At 68.5% G+C, this 15,039-nt stretch carries 15 protein-coding genes and 2 pseudogenes; 5 read left to right on the top strand and 12 right to left on the bottom strand.

The window, feature by feature from the left end:
- Positions 1-323 precede the first annotated feature (323 nt).
- Positions 324-1,319, bottom strand: coding sequence for an NADP-dependent oxidoreductase (locus ACFLIM_RS47450; RefSeq protein ID WP_393177000.1), 996 nt, complete (start codon positions 1,317-1,319; stop codon positions 324-326).
- A 467-nt stretch (positions 1,320-1,786) separates the two neighbouring features.
- Between ACFLIM_RS47450 and ACFLIM_RS47445 the strand changes: the two genes are divergently transcribed.
- Both ACFLIM_RS47445 and ACFLIM_RS47440 read left to right on the top strand, forming a co-directional pair.
- Positions 1,787-2,356, top strand: a complete 570-nt coding sequence (locus tag ACFLIM_RS47445; RefSeq protein ID WP_393176998.1) for a TetR/AcrR family transcriptional regulator — start codon at positions 1,787-1,789, stop codon at positions 2,354-2,356.
- Between the two features lie 36 nt (positions 2,357-2,392).
- Complete coding sequence (locus ACFLIM_RS47440) at positions 2,393-2,551, top strand: hypothetical protein (RefSeq protein WP_393176996.1); 159 nt, start codon at positions 2,393-2,395, stop codon at positions 2,549-2,551.
- Between the two features lie 122 nt (positions 2,552-2,673).
- Here the strand turns inward: ACFLIM_RS47440 and ACFLIM_RS47435 are convergent, their stop codons facing one another.
- The 3 genes from ACFLIM_RS47435 to ACFLIM_RS47425 all read right to left on the bottom strand — a co-directional run bounded on the left by ACFLIM_RS47435 (position 2,674) and on the right by ACFLIM_RS47425 (position 7,326).
- Positions 2,674-5,802, bottom strand: coding sequence for a Tn3 family transposase (locus ACFLIM_RS47435; RefSeq protein WP_393176994.1), 3,129 nt, complete (start codon positions 5,800-5,802; stop codon positions 2,674-2,676).
- A 187-nt stretch (positions 5,803-5,989) separates the two neighbouring features.
- Positions 5,990-6,421 (bottom strand): hypothetical protein, encoded by a 432-nt coding sequence (locus ACFLIM_RS47430; RefSeq protein ID WP_393176992.1) that lies wholly within the window; start codon positions 6,419-6,421, stop codon positions 5,990-5,992.
- Positions 6,391-7,326: an SDR family NAD(P)-dependent oxidoreductase gene (locus ACFLIM_RS47425; protein WP_393176990.1), complete on the bottom strand. Its 936-nt coding sequence runs from the start codon at positions 7,324-7,326 to the stop codon at positions 6,391-6,393. Before ACFLIM_RS47425 ends, ACFLIM_RS47430 begins: the two co-directional genes overlap by 31 nt.
- A gap of 153 nt (positions 7,327-7,479) precedes the next feature.
- Between ACFLIM_RS47425 and ACFLIM_RS47420 the strand changes: the two genes are divergently transcribed.
- Positions 7,480-8,340 (top strand): helix-turn-helix transcriptional regulator, encoded by an 861-nt coding sequence (locus ACFLIM_RS47420; RefSeq protein WP_393176988.1) that lies wholly within the window; start codon positions 7,480-7,482, stop codon positions 8,338-8,340.
- A 245-nt stretch (positions 8,341-8,585) separates the two neighbouring features.
- On the opposite strand, the gene ACFLIM_RS47415 is transcribed toward ACFLIM_RS47420, so the two are convergent.
- The 4 genes from ACFLIM_RS47415 to ACFLIM_RS47400 form a co-directional block, all read right to left on the bottom strand.
- The gene (locus tag ACFLIM_RS47415) at positions 8,586-8,912 is read right to left on the bottom strand and encodes a hypothetical protein (protein WP_393176986.1); all 327 of its coding nucleotides are present in this window, start codon (positions 8,910-8,912) and stop codon (positions 8,586-8,588) included.
- A gap of 9 nt (positions 8,913-8,921) precedes the next feature.
- Positions 8,922-9,338, bottom strand: coding sequence for a methyltransferase domain-containing protein (locus ACFLIM_RS47410; RefSeq protein ID WP_393176984.1), 417 nt, complete (start codon positions 9,336-9,338; stop codon positions 8,922-8,924).
- Between the two features lie 70 nt (positions 9,339-9,408).
- Positions 9,409-10,260: an NAD(P)-dependent oxidoreductase gene (locus tag ACFLIM_RS47405; protein ID WP_393176982.1), complete on the bottom strand. Its 852-nt coding sequence runs from the start codon at positions 10,258-10,260 to the stop codon at positions 9,409-9,411.
- Between the two features lie 30 nt (positions 10,261-10,290).
- The gene (locus ACFLIM_RS47400) at positions 10,291-11,154 is read right to left on the bottom strand and encodes an oxidoreductase (RefSeq protein ID WP_393176980.1); all 864 of its coding nucleotides are present in this window, start codon (positions 11,152-11,154) and stop codon (positions 10,291-10,293) included.
- A gap of 118 nt (positions 11,155-11,272) precedes the next feature.
- Here ACFLIM_RS47400 and ACFLIM_RS47395 point away from each other — a divergent pair, with 118 nt between their 5' ends.
- The gene (locus ACFLIM_RS47395; protein ID WP_393176978.1) at positions 11,273-11,842 is read left to right on the top strand and encodes a TetR family transcriptional regulator; all 570 of its coding nucleotides are present in this window, start codon (positions 11,273-11,275) and stop codon (positions 11,840-11,842) included.
- Positions 11,843-11,940: 98 nt separating this feature from the next.
- A complete protein-coding gene (locus ACFLIM_RS47390; protein ID WP_393176976.1) occupies positions 11,941-12,540 on the top strand; it encodes a TetR/AcrR family transcriptional regulator in 600 nt (199 codons plus the stop codon).
- Between the two features lie 38 nt (positions 12,541-12,578).
- Here the strand turns inward: ACFLIM_RS47390 and ACFLIM_RS47385 are convergent, their stop codons facing one another.
- The 4 genes and pseudogenes from ACFLIM_RS47385 to ACFLIM_RS47370 all read right to left on the bottom strand — a co-directional run.
- Positions 12,579-13,187: a short chain dehydrogenase gene (locus ACFLIM_RS47385; protein ID WP_393176974.1), complete on the bottom strand. Its 609-nt coding sequence runs from the start codon at positions 13,185-13,187 to the stop codon at positions 12,579-12,581.
- 407 nt (positions 13,188-13,594) lie between these two features.
- Complete coding sequence (locus ACFLIM_RS47380; RefSeq protein WP_393176972.1) at positions 13,595-13,900, bottom strand: hypothetical protein; 306 nt, start codon at positions 13,898-13,900, stop codon at positions 13,595-13,597.
- A gap of 143 nt (positions 13,901-14,043) precedes the next feature.
- A pseudogene (locus ACFLIM_RS47375) lies at positions 14,044-14,410 on the bottom strand (Tn3 family transposase); the annotation flags it as partial.
- A 32-nt stretch (positions 14,411-14,442) separates the two neighbouring features.
- A pseudogene (locus ACFLIM_RS47370) lies at positions 14,443-14,976 on the bottom strand (DUF6596 domain-containing protein); the annotation flags it as partial.
- Positions 14,977-15,039 lie beyond the last annotated feature (63 nt).

The following is a 15,039-nucleotide window of genomic DNA, read 5'->3' as shown; positions in this document are numbered from 1 at the left end:
CATTCAGGGCTCGGTTATCGACCGCCGCTCGAAGTCCTCGACGAATGGTTCGATAATCAGTCGGTTGCGTGATAGAGTCGACCATATAGTTCATTTGGGACGTGTCCGGAAAACGCCGGGCTCCTCAGTTGTTGAATGACCCAGGTTTTTGAAGGGGTTTTTGAAGACTCTGCGGGGTCCGGGCGGCCCCACAGAGCGATCTTCAGAAAGCGATGGTTTTTTGAAGGCTCCCGAACTCGGCCAGCGGCCAGCGGCCAGCGCGGCTGACCTCTCGCGGCGAAGGTTGAGCGGCCTCCGAGGCGCAACTTGTCAGGCCATGGATCTCAGACGCGGACCATGGTCATGCCACGGTTCGCGCCGCCCAGGACACCCACGAGGGCACTCGGCGCCTGCCCCAGCCCCTCGATGACGTGGTAGAAGGGCTTGATCTGCCCGTCTTCGAGCCAGGACGAGTAGTTGCGGTCGGCTTCGCCGAACTGGTCCCAGTAGGTGCCGTAGGCGAACCCCTTCATGGTGAGGTCCTTCAGGATCAGGGTGAGAGGCACGCCCTTGGGTCCGCTCATCGGCTTGTCGCTGTCGTACTGCGCCGTGTTGCCGCAGAGCACGATGCGGCCCCCGTTCTTCATGGCGTCCAGTGCGGCTTCGAGCACGGGTCCGCCTGTGTTGTCGAAGAACAGGTCGACGCCCTCGGGGCAGGTCTGCTTCAGCTGCTCGGCCAGGTCGCCGGCCTTGTAGTCGATGGTCGCGTCCGCCCCGACTTCCTGTTCCAGCCACGCGCACTTCTCCGGTCCCCCGGCGACGCCGACCACGCGGCAGCCCGCGATCTTGCCGAGCTGGACGACTGCTGATCCGACGCCGCCCGCTGCCGCGGAGACCAGCAGCGTCTCACCGGCGCGCGGCCGGCCGGCGTGGAGGAGTCCGAAGTAAGCCGTGTAGCCCGTCTGGCCCAGTAGGCCGATGTAATGCTCCACGGAATGAGCGCCGTCACGCTTGAAGAGGTTCTGGGCAGGCACGGCGACGTAGTCCTGCCACGCCGACATGGCCTGCACCACATCTCCGGGCGCGAATCCCGGATCGTTGGAACTGACGACCTCGCCCACCGCCGTGCTCACCATCGGCTGCCCCGCGTGGAGGCTGTACGGCCCGTGAATGAGGTTGGCGTGCATGTAGGCCCGGTTGCCCGGCATGACGTTGAAGTACCGGTTGTGAACCAGGACCTCGCCAGGACCCGGCTCGGGGACGTCGAGTTTCCGCAGCTCGAAGATGTCCGTCGTCAGCTTGCCTTCCGGCGCCGCTGTGTAGATCCACTGCCTGTTCATCGCTGTTCCTCCTGGTGACCTAATGCGTGTGGCGCCGCTGTGGCGCGGTCTCCGTCGACGGAAGCCGGGAGGGCCCGGCCGCCGGGGCGTGGCCCTGGCCTCTGGGGGCGGACGTTGCCACCCCAAGACAAACGGAGACTCTCTCCGGGTGACAGTCACCCTAACACCTACCTGGAGACACTCTCCGGATGGCCTCCGATCGCCCCATTCCCCCCTTGCCTGCCGGGGGTCCGCCGGCATCCCACAGGCCGGAAGCGGACGCGTGGCGGCCGCTGGTCGCCGCGGGCGAGCCGGCCGAGGACCTCGTCGCCGCATCACATACGCCGTCACCGACCGACCCTCAGCGGCGCATCACGACAGAGGCGCCGACCCCCACGGCGGCACCCTTCAGGTAGTATTCGGAGATAGGCTCCGCTTCTCATGTGGGGGCAGTCTTCGCTCGTCGAACGGGCGCCGAGGAGGGTGCTGTGACTACCGGAACGGGCGCCCGCCCACTGCGCGCCGACGCGGCGCGCAACCGCCGCGCGGTGATCGACGCCGCCCGCGACGCGTTCGACCGCGACGGCGTCAACACGTCGCTGGACGACATAGCCCGCGCTGCCGGCGTCGGCCCCGGCACCTTGTACCGCCATTTTCCGAGCAGGGACGAGCTGGTCCTGGCGGTGATCGACGACCGGCTGACCGAGCTGCACCGGCTCGGCGTCGAGCTGCTCGATGAGCCGGATCCGCTGCGGGTGGTCCATCGTTGGCTGGATGCCTATATCGAGCAGAGCGGCATGTACGAGGGTTTGGCTCGGAGTTTGGTCACCCCTCCGCCGGCCGCTGACGAGCACAGCAGCTGCTGGCTGGCCATCAAGGCAGGCATGGCATTGGTCCGCCGCGCGGCCGAGGCCGGTGTGCTGCGCGCTGATACGGACGCGGCTGACGTGCAGGCCCTGGCCGCGGCTATCGCCTGGGTGGATGGGCAGTCGCCGCCCGACCCGGATCGACGTATCCGGATGTTGCGCATGATGCTCGACGGAATCCGTCCCCGCTGACGTCGACAGCATGCGGCATCCGACTGGTTTGCCGACGTGCTTCCCAGCAGGCCGGTGATGCTCTGCACCCAGACCGCCAACGACCGCGCGATGCGCCTCGCGGCGAAGCTGGGGTTCACCGAGGTGGAGCAGTTCGAGGAGTACTGCGCCGAGCAGTGGTTCGTGTGTGGGTCCTCGGTCACGCTGTCCGGTTGAACTCGTGCTCGACAGCACGGATCCACGAGGCCACCGATCGGTCGTCGGCCTCGGCGCGCCGTTTGACCTCGTAGGGTGCCAGTCCGCCTCGGATTTCCAGGGAAGGGGTGATGTGCCGGCCGTCAATCCTCGTCGTCCTCGACGGCGTCCAGGTCCCGGAAGGGGCGCAGACCCTGGCCGGAGCCGCTGGCCTTGATGTTGAAGAGGTAGCGGCCCAGGAAGTTGATGTGCCGGTCCTTGAGCGGCGAGAGGCGGGCGATGTCCTCGTCCTTGATGTCGTGGCCCTTGGCGCGGAGTTGGGCGACGGCGGCGTCCAGGTAGCGGGTGTTCCACAGGACCACGGCGTTGAGGACCAGGCCGAGGGCGGCGAGCTGGTCCTCCTGCCCTTCGCGGTACGCCTGGCGGATCTGGCCCCGGCCGCCGTGGCAGATCGCGCGGGCCAGGCGGTGGCGGGACTCCTGCACGGTGAGCTGCCGGTTCATCAGACGGCGGTAAGTGTTGTCGACCGGGTCGACCAGGGCGAGCAGGTGCATGGTCTTGTCGATCCGGCCGTACTCGGCGAACGCGGCGCCGAGCGGGGTCGGGCGGCCCTCGCGGCCGAACATCCGCAGCAGGTCGTAGGCGCGGACCTGGTTAGTGACGAGCGACCCGGCGACGCGGAGCATGTCCGGCCAGTGCGTGGCGATCCTCTTGAGGTTCACCTTGTTGCAGGCCACAGCCTCCAGCGGCCCGTACCCGGCGGCCGGTCCCTCGCCGTCGGGCAGGTCGGCCCGCCAGAACCTTTGGTCGGAGAGGTCGCGGAAGCGCGGGGCGAAGCGGAAGCCGAGCATCTTGTACAGGCCGAAGGCCATGTCGGAGTACGAGGCGTTGTCGGTGGCCACCATCTCCGGCTTCACCCCGCCGTCGAGGTTCAGCAGGGTGTCCAGCGTGTAGAGGCTGTCGCGCGGGGTGCCGCGCACGACCATTGCGCCGATCCCCGCGACCTGGTCGTTGACGGCATTCAGCCAGGTCACGCCACGCTTGTAGCTGTAATATTTGGGCGAGGGGCCGGTGTTGATGCTCTTGACCGGGACGACGAAGCGCAGACCGTCGACGGATGCGAGCAGGCCGCCGCCCCACATCTGGGCCAGCTCGATTGCGGACTGGGCGGTGATGAGCGCGGCGTTCGCCGCGGCGATGGTGTCGGCGCGCACGTAGTTCTGATCCACGTGGGACAGCCGCGATCGGGTCAGCGCCTTGGTCTCCGGGTCGATGACCGGGGTCAGGCCGATGTTGCAGCTCTGCGAGACCAGCAGCGCGACCAGGGAGACGAGCGGCCCCTCCATGCGGGTGCGCCGGTCCGAGACGTGCCCGAAGGAGTCGAGGAACCCGGTCCAGGAGTGGACCTCGAACAAGAGGTCCGGCAGGTCGATCCGGGGGAGCATCGCCTCCGTGGTGGCCTTCAGCCAGGTCAGCGACTCCGGTTCGCCCACCGCACCGAGCTTGTCCACGCTCAGCCGGGCCCGGCCACCGCCCTCGGGGACGACGATCTCCACTTCCGCGTCGTCGCCAGCCTCCTCCAGGCGGTCGGCCATCTGCCGCCACGCCGCATCGAGCCCGCGGGTGAGCTGGGCAAGGTGCTCATCGGCGTCCTCGGTCAGGGACAGGCCCGCCAGCACGTCCGCGCGCATCGCCTCCCACCGCGCCCCGTCCAGCAGCCTCGCGCGCGGGTCCGCCCACCGGTTCGACGGAGCCGCGAACACGTCGCGCCGGTTCAGCGCACGGTGCAGCTGCTCCAGCACGCACACCACGTACGCGTCCCGGTCGACGGCGCCCTGGGGCAACTTGGCGTTGGAGAGCACCGCCCGCTTCCACATCGCGGGCACCAGCTCGGCGTCGACCTCGCGGGGCAGCAGCGGCCGGTCCTTGACCCGGCGGCGCGAGAGCGCGGGCAGGTGGCGCACCGCCTTCAGGATGCGCCGCCCGGCCGGGGCAGCGCTCAGCGCGTCCGACTCGCCCAGCAGGGACAGGAACGGGCGCACAGTGTTGTAGCGCAGGGCAAGCTTCTCGCGCATCGCCGCCTCGGCCGACCCGTCGTCCTCGGGCACCAAGGCCTCCACGGTCGCGACCGCCCCGGCCACCGCCGTACGCGGCACCGCCTCCTCCACCGCCGCCCACAGCGCCGCGACGTCCAAGTCCGCGTCGCGCTCGGCGACCAGGTCCAGCTCCTCAGTCAGGATCTTTGACGCCTTCGCCAGGATGCGGGCCGCCTTCTCCAACTGCGGCAGCATCGCCAGCCGCTCCCGCTCCGACGCCCTGCGTGCCGGGCTGATCAGCCGGTTCGCCATCAATACCGCGAACAGGTCCAGCGCGTCATCGACCGCCTGCGCCTCCAGCTGACGCACCACCGCCGTCAGCAGCGCGGTCCGCCGCGGCTCCGGCGCCCGCTCGATCGTCTGCGCCTTGCTCAGCTGCCCGTACCGGGCCAGCGTGGACAGCCGGTTCACCGGCGCCCGGGACAGGTTCACCCGCCCCAGCGCGAACGCGGAGATCTCCTCCACCCGCTCCATGGCCCGCACCATCGCGGTCCCCGTCGACTTCACCGGCGGCGTACGCAGCCGCTCCAGCTCCGAGACCCGCTTGCCCTCCGGCACCACCAGCAGCTCGGCCAGCGCCGGCGCGAGTGCGGGATCGGCCCGGTGCGCGGCGCGGGTCACCGCCTCGTACACGCGCCGCTCTGCCGCCGTGCGGGCCTCCGACACCTGCCGGGCCAGCACCGAGACGCCGGGCAGCAGCACCCGTTTCTTGCGCAGCCACGTCAACGCGTGGTTGAACAGGGCCACCGGCCCCTCGGCGTGCGTCCACGCCCGCCCGTACAAGAAGCCGCGGAACTCCCGGCCCCACCTCCGGTTGGTGAAGTCCCGGTACTTGAACCGCTCCTGGATCTCCGCCGCGTGCTCGTACACCGTCGACCGGCGCTCCGGGTACCGCATCACGCACGAAGCGTCCGCGATGCCGAGCTGCCCGGCGAGATACTCCACGACCTCCCACGGCACCGCGAGCGGGTCCTCGCCGAGGAACCGGCCGACGTAGCGAACGGTGCAGATCTGCACCGCCATGCCCAGCCGGTGCGCGTCCGTACGCCGCAGCGCGATCAGATCACGGTCGTCATCGTCGAGGAAGAAGAACCGCTCCAGCTCCGGGCGCGTGGGCACCTCGGTGAACGCCCCGTACGCCTCGGCCTGCTCATCAGTCAGGAACTCCACCGTCACGAGACGGACCGTAGCCAGCACTGAGGCCCGTCCTGCGAGCTTTCCACGAACCCCAGCAGTACCCCGCGCAGGTGTGCTAGCCGACCATGATCCTTCTCACCGGGATTTCCTGTACGCCAACTACTCACACCCGGAGTATCCAGGGGTCTTCAGGCATGTCAGGCATGTCAGGTGTACTGCCTCGGTTCTACCGTCCTGAGCGGGCGGTGGCCGCCGACGAGTCGGTGTCGTGCGTGGGTGGTCGATGAGGACTTGGAGCTGCACGTCGAGGCGTGCGCGTATCTGGCGGGGGTTGCGCGGGGCGGACGTTCAATACCGAGAAGACGTACGCGGGCCGGATCGCCTTGTACTTGTCGTACTGCCTGGGCCACGGGGTGGACTGATCGAGCCCGAGCCTGGCGCAGCTGATGGCGATGATGCGGTGGCTGGTGGACGAGCCGATGCCGGCGATCGTGGCGTGTACGCCGAAGTCGTGCATCAGCGCCCAGATCACCCCGGCGAGCGGTCCCCATGGCAGCCAGCCCGTCTCACGCCCCGACGCGCCGTGGGCGGCGAACGCGGCCGCCGGGCGCTGGAGCTTTCTGCCGTTCAGCGAACGATTTCGCTCGCCAGCTCCCACAAGCGCTCGGCGTTCTCCGGGTGCAGCGCGTAGGTGGCCACGCCGGGGACGCCGGGCTGGGTGGGCCGAGCGTGCACGACAGGCGCCTCGTTGACGTCCTCGAAGTAGCGGCCGCCGACGCCTTCGACCAGCGGGGAAGCGGCGAGGAACACGGTGGTCGCGGCGCCCTGCTCGATCGTCTTGCGGTAGGGCTCGGGAGTCCGCAGGCCTCCGGTGTGCCGCTGGAGGTTGGTGGCGATCGCACCCGGGTGCAGGGAATTAGCTGTGATGCCGTCGCCGGACCAGCGCCGCTGCGCCTCGACGGCCAGGAGGATGCCGGCGGTCTTGGACTGGCCGTAGGCCGCGAGCGCGTCGTACGGGCGGAAGCGGAAGTCGATGTCGTCGAAGACGACGGGGGAAAAGAGATGGGCGTTGGAGGAGACGGAGACGAGGCGCGCGCCGTTGCCGTCGGCGAGGGCATGGTGCATCCCCAGGGCCAGGGCGAAGTGCCCCAGGTAGTTGGTGGCGAACTGCTGTTCGTGGCCGCCGATGCCCCGCTCGAGTTCCGGCGGCATCATGATCCCGGCGTTGTTGATCAGGATGTGCAACGGACCCCGCCATGCGGCGGTGAACACCCGCACCGACTCCAGGTCGGCCACGTCCAGGCGAGCGACGTGGATCGCGTCGTTCCCGGTGGCCTTGCGCAGGTCAGCCGCGACCTGCTCGCCGACTACCGGACGGCGGACGGCGAGCATCACCTCAGCGCCGTTGGCCGCCAGAGCGCGAGCGGTCTCCACGCCGATGCCCGAGTTGGCCCCCGTGACGATCGCCCGCCTGCCTGACAGGTCGACGCCTTCTATCACCTCTGAGGCGGTGGACTTGGCGGTGAACGGGGTGGTGATCTGAGGGGCCGAGGAGATGCTCATGAGTGGCGGTTCCTTCCGTAAGATCAGGAGGCGGCGCCTCCAGGCCGCGCCCTGTCCAGAGTCCCGCGTACCTCATCTGCCAGGCAGAACCCCGCTTAGCCTGGGTCCTGGCAGGGCCAGGCTCCGACGTCCTGGTCCGGTTACGGTGGGCTTATGAGCAGCAGCAGCCCGCTGGGACAGTATCTGCGCGCACGGCGCGAACTCGTCCAGCCCGAAGAGGTCGGCCTCCCCCGGCAAGAACGCCGCCGGGTTCCCGGCCTGCGCCGGGAAGAGCTGGCCATGCTGGCCGGCATCAGCGGCGACTACTACCTGAGGCTTGAGCAAGGCAAAGATCGCCACCCCTCCGTACAGGTCCTCGACGCGCTGGCCCGCGCGCTGCGCCTGGACGATGCGGCCACCGCCCATCTGCATCAGCTCGCCCAGCCGAAACTCGCAATCCGTAGGCCCGCCCGCGTCGAACGCGTCCCGACCGGCATCCTCCACCTGCTCGACCTCTACGACCGCACCCCCGCGTTCGTGCAGAACCGCTTCATGGACGTCCTCGCGGCCAACCCGCTGGCCGCTGCTTTGTCCCCGAACTTCGCCATCGGGACGAACCTGCTCATGGCCGCGTTCCTCGACCCCGCCGACAGTCGCCTCTACCTGGACTGGGACCAGGTCGCCGAGGACGTCGTCGCCGCCGTCCGGCCCTTGGCGGGCGAAGAGATCGACAGTCCCCGGCTGGCAGAGATCATCGGCGAACTCTCCGTGCGCAGTGACCGATTCCAGCACCTGTGGGCACGCCACGACGTGCGTCCCAAAACCGGAGGCATGCGCCGGCTCAACCACCCCCAAGTCGGCCGCATCGAGCTCCGACATGAGAAGCTCATCATCGCCGGTACCACCGGCCAGATGCTCGTGATCTACCACGCCGAACCCGGCACCCCGTCCGCAGACGCTCTGGCACTGCTGACCAGCCTCGCCGCCGGAAGCCAGGCGCCCGCCTCTCACACGCTAAGGCCGGACACCGCCTGACCGAAGCACGCACGCTGCGGCGATCTTGCCAATGCCGAGCGCGACGCCGTCCCGATGCGGGCGTACCGGGTCGCAGCTCCCGCCACAGCGGAACGCCGGTTGCGGCCGGCAGTCGGCACGCCAGCGCCCCTGGCGCTCGGCAGCGATGCGCCCATCTCCGGGAACGGGCCCCGACACCAACCCGCTTCGACCGGCGTGATCTGGCAAGGCCAACGCACCACGGACCGGCTCAACAGAGAACTCGTCTATTCGACGGGAACACGTTCCTGGGTGATCCACATGGTGAAGGCGAACAAGAAGTCTCCACGGTCGGCGGAGCGATCCACCGAAGCGGAGAAGCGATCGAGCAGTTCCGCCGGCACGAACATGCCCATGATGTCGCCATTGAAGTACGGGGCGATCGCGGCCGCGTCCGTGGGCGAGGTGAAACGTAGCGTCACGGGGAGCACGCTGGTTGCCTGGAGACCAGCCCTGACCATGCGGGTACGGGTGGTCCGACCGGCCGCGCCGTCACGACCGGCGGTGGGGAGGTGGTCGACGACCTCGGCCAGGTGCTCGTATCCGTGCGACACGCAGGAGGTTCAGTCGGTGTCGATCACGCAGATCCGACCTCCACGACGGGTCACCCGCATCAGCTCCTTGACCGCACCGTCGGGGTCCGACAGGTGCTGCAGCACCCGTTCGCATCGGACGCCGTCGAAGTGGCCTTCGGGGAAGTCGAGAGCGGTGACGTCGCCGACCGCGTACGTGATCGGGCTGCCGTCATGCCTGGCCCGGGCGGTGGATATCGCATCCTCCGACAGATCGACGGCGGCGATCGACCCCGTGGGTCCCACGCGCGTCGCGAGTTGCCGGGCGACCTCGCCGACGCCACATCCGGCATCGAGCAACCGCTCGCCCTCCGTGGGCGCGAAGACCTCGAGAGCGGCGGTGCGGACACGCTGTATCTCCGGATGGAGGGACGCGCCGTCGAGGTAGCTGCCGGCGAAGCGCTTCATGTCCGCAGAAGCGCCCCCTGGGTTCGCAAAGGGGTTTTCGGAAGTATCGGTACTCATGTGGCGGCGTCCGTCAGTTCCTGGTCAGTTCGGTGAGTTCCACCAGGCCCTGGGCGCCGGCGATGGCACGCTCGACCACGGTGTCCCGCTCCTGGCCCAGGTTCTCGGTGGCGGCGGCGAAAAGATCCATGTCGATCAGTTCGAGCTCCCGCAGGTGCTCGGCGTTCCGGGAGGTGATCGACGGGCCGAAGGCGGCGAGCGCGAAGCTCGAGGCCGAACCCGAGCGGAGCACCTCCAGCAGTGGCGTGATCGGCAGTGCGAGCTGCTGGGCCACGGTGAGCGCGTCAAGGACGTTCTTGTGGTTCATCATCATGACGGCGTTGTTGAACAGCTTGGCGTACTGCCCGGCGCCTGCGGGGCCGGCGTGGATCACCTGCTTGGAGAAGCTGCCGAAGATCGGGGCGACCAGCTCGACCGCGTCCTTGTCACCGCCCGCGATGGTGGTCAGCTGACGCGCCACCGCGACCTCGTGGCCGCCGCTGACCGGTGCGTCGACAACGTGGATCTGGTAGGGCGTGGCCAGTTCCCGCAGCCGCTGCGCGGCGGTGGGGAGACCGGTGCCGTGGTTCACCAGCACCGCGCCCCGGCGCATGCTCTCCAGCAGGCCGCCCTGCTCGACAAGCGCGAAGATGTCGGAATCCTCGCGCACACACAGCGCAAGGACGTCGATGGCGCCAGCCATTTCGGCCATGGTGTCGTACGAGGTGTGGGGCCTGCCCTCCAGCACGACCAGCGACTCGGGGCGGCGTGCCCAGACGTGGAGCGGGTAACCCGCGTCCGCGATGGCCTGGGCGATCGGCACCCCCTGGTCGCCGAGGCCGATGAATCCCACGGCTGGACGGCTGCGTGATGTCGTGTCGGTCATGATGTGCTCCTCAGGGTTGAGTGGTGCGGCTCAGGCGGCGATGGCGTCCAATTCGGCGATCGCGTCGGCGGGCAGGGTCAGCTCGGCGGCCTGGATGTTCTCCTCCAGGTGGGCGACCTTCGAGGTGCCCGGGATCACGACGGAGGTCGCCGAGCGCTGTAGCAGCCAGGCCAGGGCGACCTGCTGCGGCGAGGCGCCCACCCGGGCGGCGACGTCGCTCAGCGTGCCGGACTGGATCGGGGTGAAGCCGCCCAGCGGGAAGAACGAGGCGTAGGCGATGTTCTCCCGCGCGCAGCGTTCGAGAAGCGCGTCGTCCTGCCGGTTGACCAGGTTGTAGAGGTTCTGGATCGCGACGACCGGGGCGATCCGCTGCGCCTCGGTGAGCTGTGCGTCCGAGGCGCCGGACAGGCCCAGGTGCCTGATCAGGCCCTCCTGGCACAGCTCGGCGAGCGCACCGAACTCCTCCGAGATCGGGTCGTCGGTCGTGCCGTCGTGGTTGGGCATGCGGAGGTAGACGACGTCGAGCACGTCGCGGCCGAGGGTCTTCAGGTTGGAGTGGACCTGCTCCTTCAGCGAGGCAGGCGTGAGGCTCGGGATCCACGAGCCGTCCTCACCACGCAGCGCACCGACCTTGGTGAAGACGTGTACGCCCTCGGCATGGTGCGCGAGCGCTTCCCTGATGATCTCGTTGGTCACATGCGGGCCGTAGAAGTCGGAGGTGTCGATGTAGGTGACACCTCGTTCGACAGCGGTGCGGACCACCCGGACGGCCTCGTCCCGGTCCTGTGGCGGCCCGAAGACGTGCGGCCCGGCCAGCTGCATGGCGCCATAGCCCATGCGGTTGATGGTCAGGCCGTCGGCCAGAGCGATGCTTCCTGCGGATTGTGCGGTCATGGGGTCGTTCCTCCCTGCCGGTCGCCCCTTCGGAGCGCCTAACTAAACAGTTAGCAGAGATTAGGCTGAGACTAACCAGTTAGTCAAAAGGGTAGGGTGATCGGGAGGAGGGGCGAAGATGGGCAACGCGGAAGCCACCCGCGAGCGGATCCTCGATGCCGCGCTGGAGGAGTTCTCGACCTACGGGATCGCCGGCGCGCGCGTCGACCGCATCGCGAGCAAGGCCGGGTGCAACAAGAACCTGATCTACATCTACTTCGAGAACAAGGAGAAGCTGTTCACCACAGTGCTCCAGCGCCACCTGGCGGACGTCGACCTGCAGATGCCGTTCACGGCCGCGGACCTCCCCGGTTTCGCCGGCCAGGTGTACGACTTCGCCACCACGCGCCCCGAGATCCTGCGACTGCTCGCGTGGTCGACCCTGGACCAGAGTGCCCAACTGCCGGAGACCAGGGCGGCATCGTTCCGTGACATGGCCGCGGCGGTGGCCGACGGCCAGCGCGAAGGCCGGATCAATCCCGGCTTCGAGCCCGAGTTCCTCGTGACGACGCTGATGGCGATGGCCACGGCGTGGTCGTCCGCGTTCCCGTTCGGCACGTCCACCAGGCACCCGGCTCCCGAGGTGCTGCGCGCCAACATCGTCAAGGCGATCACCCTGCTGATGCAGCCCCACGCCGAGCCCGAATAGGGATGGTGAACGTGGCGTTGACAGCCGCCCTGACGTTGGCCAATGCCAGATCTGACACCCACTGCCGTTAGCGTTACAGGCTGCTACCCTTGGCGCTCATGGCGAGCAAGGAGCCCGCGAAGCCCGGTCTGCGGGAGATGACCCGTCGCGCCGTCCGGTTGCAGATTGCCGAAGCCGCCATGGCGCTCTTCGTGCAGCAAGGTTTCGAAGAGACGACCGTCGATGAGATCGCCGCCGAGGTCGGGATCTCCAGCCGCAGCATCTTTCGCTATTTCCCGACCAAGGAGGACATAGTCGTCGGTCACCTCGATGAGATCGGTGACAAGCTGGCCGCGGCGTTGGAAGCGAGGCCGGTCGACGAGGCGCCATGGGTCGCACTGCGGCACGCCATGCGACCCCACCTCGACGACCTCGCCACCCGCGCCGACTCGATGCTCGCGACCGCGCTCATGCTTTCCAGCGCTCCGGCATTGCGCGGTCCCCTCCTCAACAAGCGAGCGCGCTGGACGGAACTGCTGCTGCCGAACGTCATGCTCCGGCTCAAGGGGCCGCCCCGAACGCGGGAGGTGCAGGCGCGCGCGATCGTGTCCGCGGCACTGGCCTGCCTGAACACCGCCGTCGACGAGTGGGAACGAAGCGGCGGCACCGAGTCTGTGGACCAGCTCCTCGACCTGGCCATCGAAGCCGTCCGCAACTGATCCTTAAGCGCCGGAGCACGGGAGGGCCGATGGGATGCTCAGCTGTCGGTCCGGTGCAGCTTGAGCACTCGTCCGGTGATCGGATTCGACATCGCCCGGAGGTAGGCCAATGCGACTTCGGCTGCCGGGACGTGGGTGAATCCGGGGAAGTACGGATGGTAGGCCACTGATTCAGTCAGGACGGTCGGGCTGACGCAGTTGATCCGCACACCCCGCGGCAGTTCGGTCGCCGCAGCCTTCACAAATCCTTCCACCAGGTGGTTGACCGTGGTACCGATCGTGGCGGCGTGGGTGAACTCGTCGGAGAGAACACCGGAGACCAGGGTGAACGACCCCCTGTCTGCAATGTACGGCAGCGCCGCACGAACCACATTGATCTGCCCCATGCCCTTGGCGGCGATCGAGTTCGCCCACTGTTCGTCGGTGGTCTGCTCCAGCGGCCCCGGAAAGACGTCCCCCGCGGCATTGGCCACGGCGTCGAACGAACCGATCCCGGCGAAGAACGCTTTCAGACGCTCGATGTCTGAGATGTCCGCCTGGAACTCGCCAGACGTACGGCCGGCGGTGATGACCTCGTGGCCGTGCTCCACCAGCGTCTTGTGAACTGCGGCACCGAGCGTCCCAGTGCCGATGACTATTGTCCTCACGCTTACTCCCGAACAGGTCAGCCCCGGCCTTGCGGCCGGCTTCCTATCCATCGTAGCCAGTTCTGTCAGTTACTGACGAATTAGGCATAGAACGTCGCACGTTTGCTGCCCCCCGCCCGGCAACCGGGTCGGACGCGAGCGGCGAGTGCGCAGGTCGCGCGGCCGGGGCTCGCGCGGCGAATTCGCCGTCAGGGCCGGCCCCTCCGCTGTCGGGGTTGGGGATCAGGATGAGTCGATTTCCCTCGGACGGCTGGCGCTGCTGCTCAGACCCCCAGGCGGAGAGTGCTTGGAGGGCGTTCTCGGCCTGGGTGCCGCTGATCCATTGCGCGGGTGTCCCCTGGCGGACGGACGCCTCCTGGTGTGCCGACTCGGTGCGGAGCGTGAGATCGGGGAACCTGGCCGCGATCTCAGCAGACCAGTTCGGTCTGGCTGCGCTGGGTGTGGAGGTCCCAGTAGTGCTGGGCGAGGGCGTCGGATGCGATGGCGGGGTAGCCGTCGGGCGCGTTGTCGCTGATCATGGCGTTGACCGCGACGACACCGGCGTAGATGCCCTGGTCGGCGAGGGTGTTGTGGAGGTTGTGGACCCAGTTGCGCAGGCCTGCCTGGGCGGCGTTGAGGGTGGACAGGAACGGGTAGGGGCTGATCGCGCCGCCGCCGGTTCCAAATTGATCAGTTTTCGCTTGAAGTTTCCCAGCTTCCTGACGTGCAGTCATACTGCGCCATCGCTCGCATCGAGTGCGGCCACCGCACTACAGCCGGGCCAAAGGCTTGCCGTCGATCGCCCGCCCGCTGGCCCTGCGGCGCCGTCGTCCTGTACGCCTGCCACGACCACCTCGATGACCAGACCGAGAGGCTCGATCAGGTCCCAGCGGATCGGCCGGGTCATCGCCGGCGTCAGCCGCGGATACAGATCGCCTTCGCCGCGCTCGACCCGGTACAGCTTGACCTTGTTGATCTGTTTGATGCGTGGCAGCAGGTCGAAACCCAGGAGCCTGGTTACGCCGAACCCGATTTCCGTCTGGCCATGGGGAGTCCACATAGTTGCCCTCGACCTTCATCGTGGTGCCGTGCCGTACCGCGCCCTCGATCATCGCGTGCACCTCGGAGGCCGAGGCGCGCAACGTCTGGGAGTGCACGACCATGGACCCGCGCTCAATGTGCCAGTAGATGAGGATGCCGCGTCCGCCGTAGCGGGAGTGCCACTCGGTGAAGATGTTCTGGTCTTAGGCCCGCACGTGCGTGGAGTCGGAGGCGACAGCACTGAGCGTTCGCGCTGGTTGGCGCACAGCCGGGCCGCCAGCTCCAGCTCGGCGCGCGCTTCCGGTCGCCGTCCGAGCCGGGCCAGCAGCTCACCGCGTACGGTCGGAACCAAATGCGAACCGGGGAGCCGGTCCAAGGCGATCAGCTCGTCCACCATGGCCAGGGCTTGCGCCGGACCCGAGGCCATGGCCACGGCGACGGCCCGGTTGAGCTCGACCACCGGCGAGGGCGCGACCCGGCCGAGTGCCTCGTAGAGCAGCACGATTCGGTCCCAGTCGGTCGCCTCGAGGGAGGGCGCCGACGCGTGGGCGGCGGCGATCGCGGCCTGCAGGCCGTAGGGGCCGAGGCCGCGGGTCGATGCCTTGGCCAGCGCGGCCAGCCCACGGCGGATCGCCGAGAAGTCCCACCGCCGCCGGTCCTGGTGCTCGAGCAGGATCGGCGAACCGTCCGGGCCGGTCCGGGCCGGGAAGCGCGCGGCCGTCAGCTCGCACAACGCGAGCAGGCCGTGCACCTCGGGCTCGTCCGGCCGGTTGTTTGAGACCCTGGCCGGGCCGGTGGCCACCCGCGCCACCCCGGGGGGTTCTACCGGGGG

The organism is Nonomuraea marmarensis (genome assembly GCF_043197025.1).
In the GTDB taxonomy this organism is placed as follows: Bacteria; Actinomycetota; Actinomycetes; order Streptosporangiales; family Streptosporangiaceae; genus Nonomuraea; species Nonomuraea marmarensis.
Note: the sequence above shows the minus strand (reverse complement) of the source record. Positions and strands in the feature narration are given on the sequence as shown.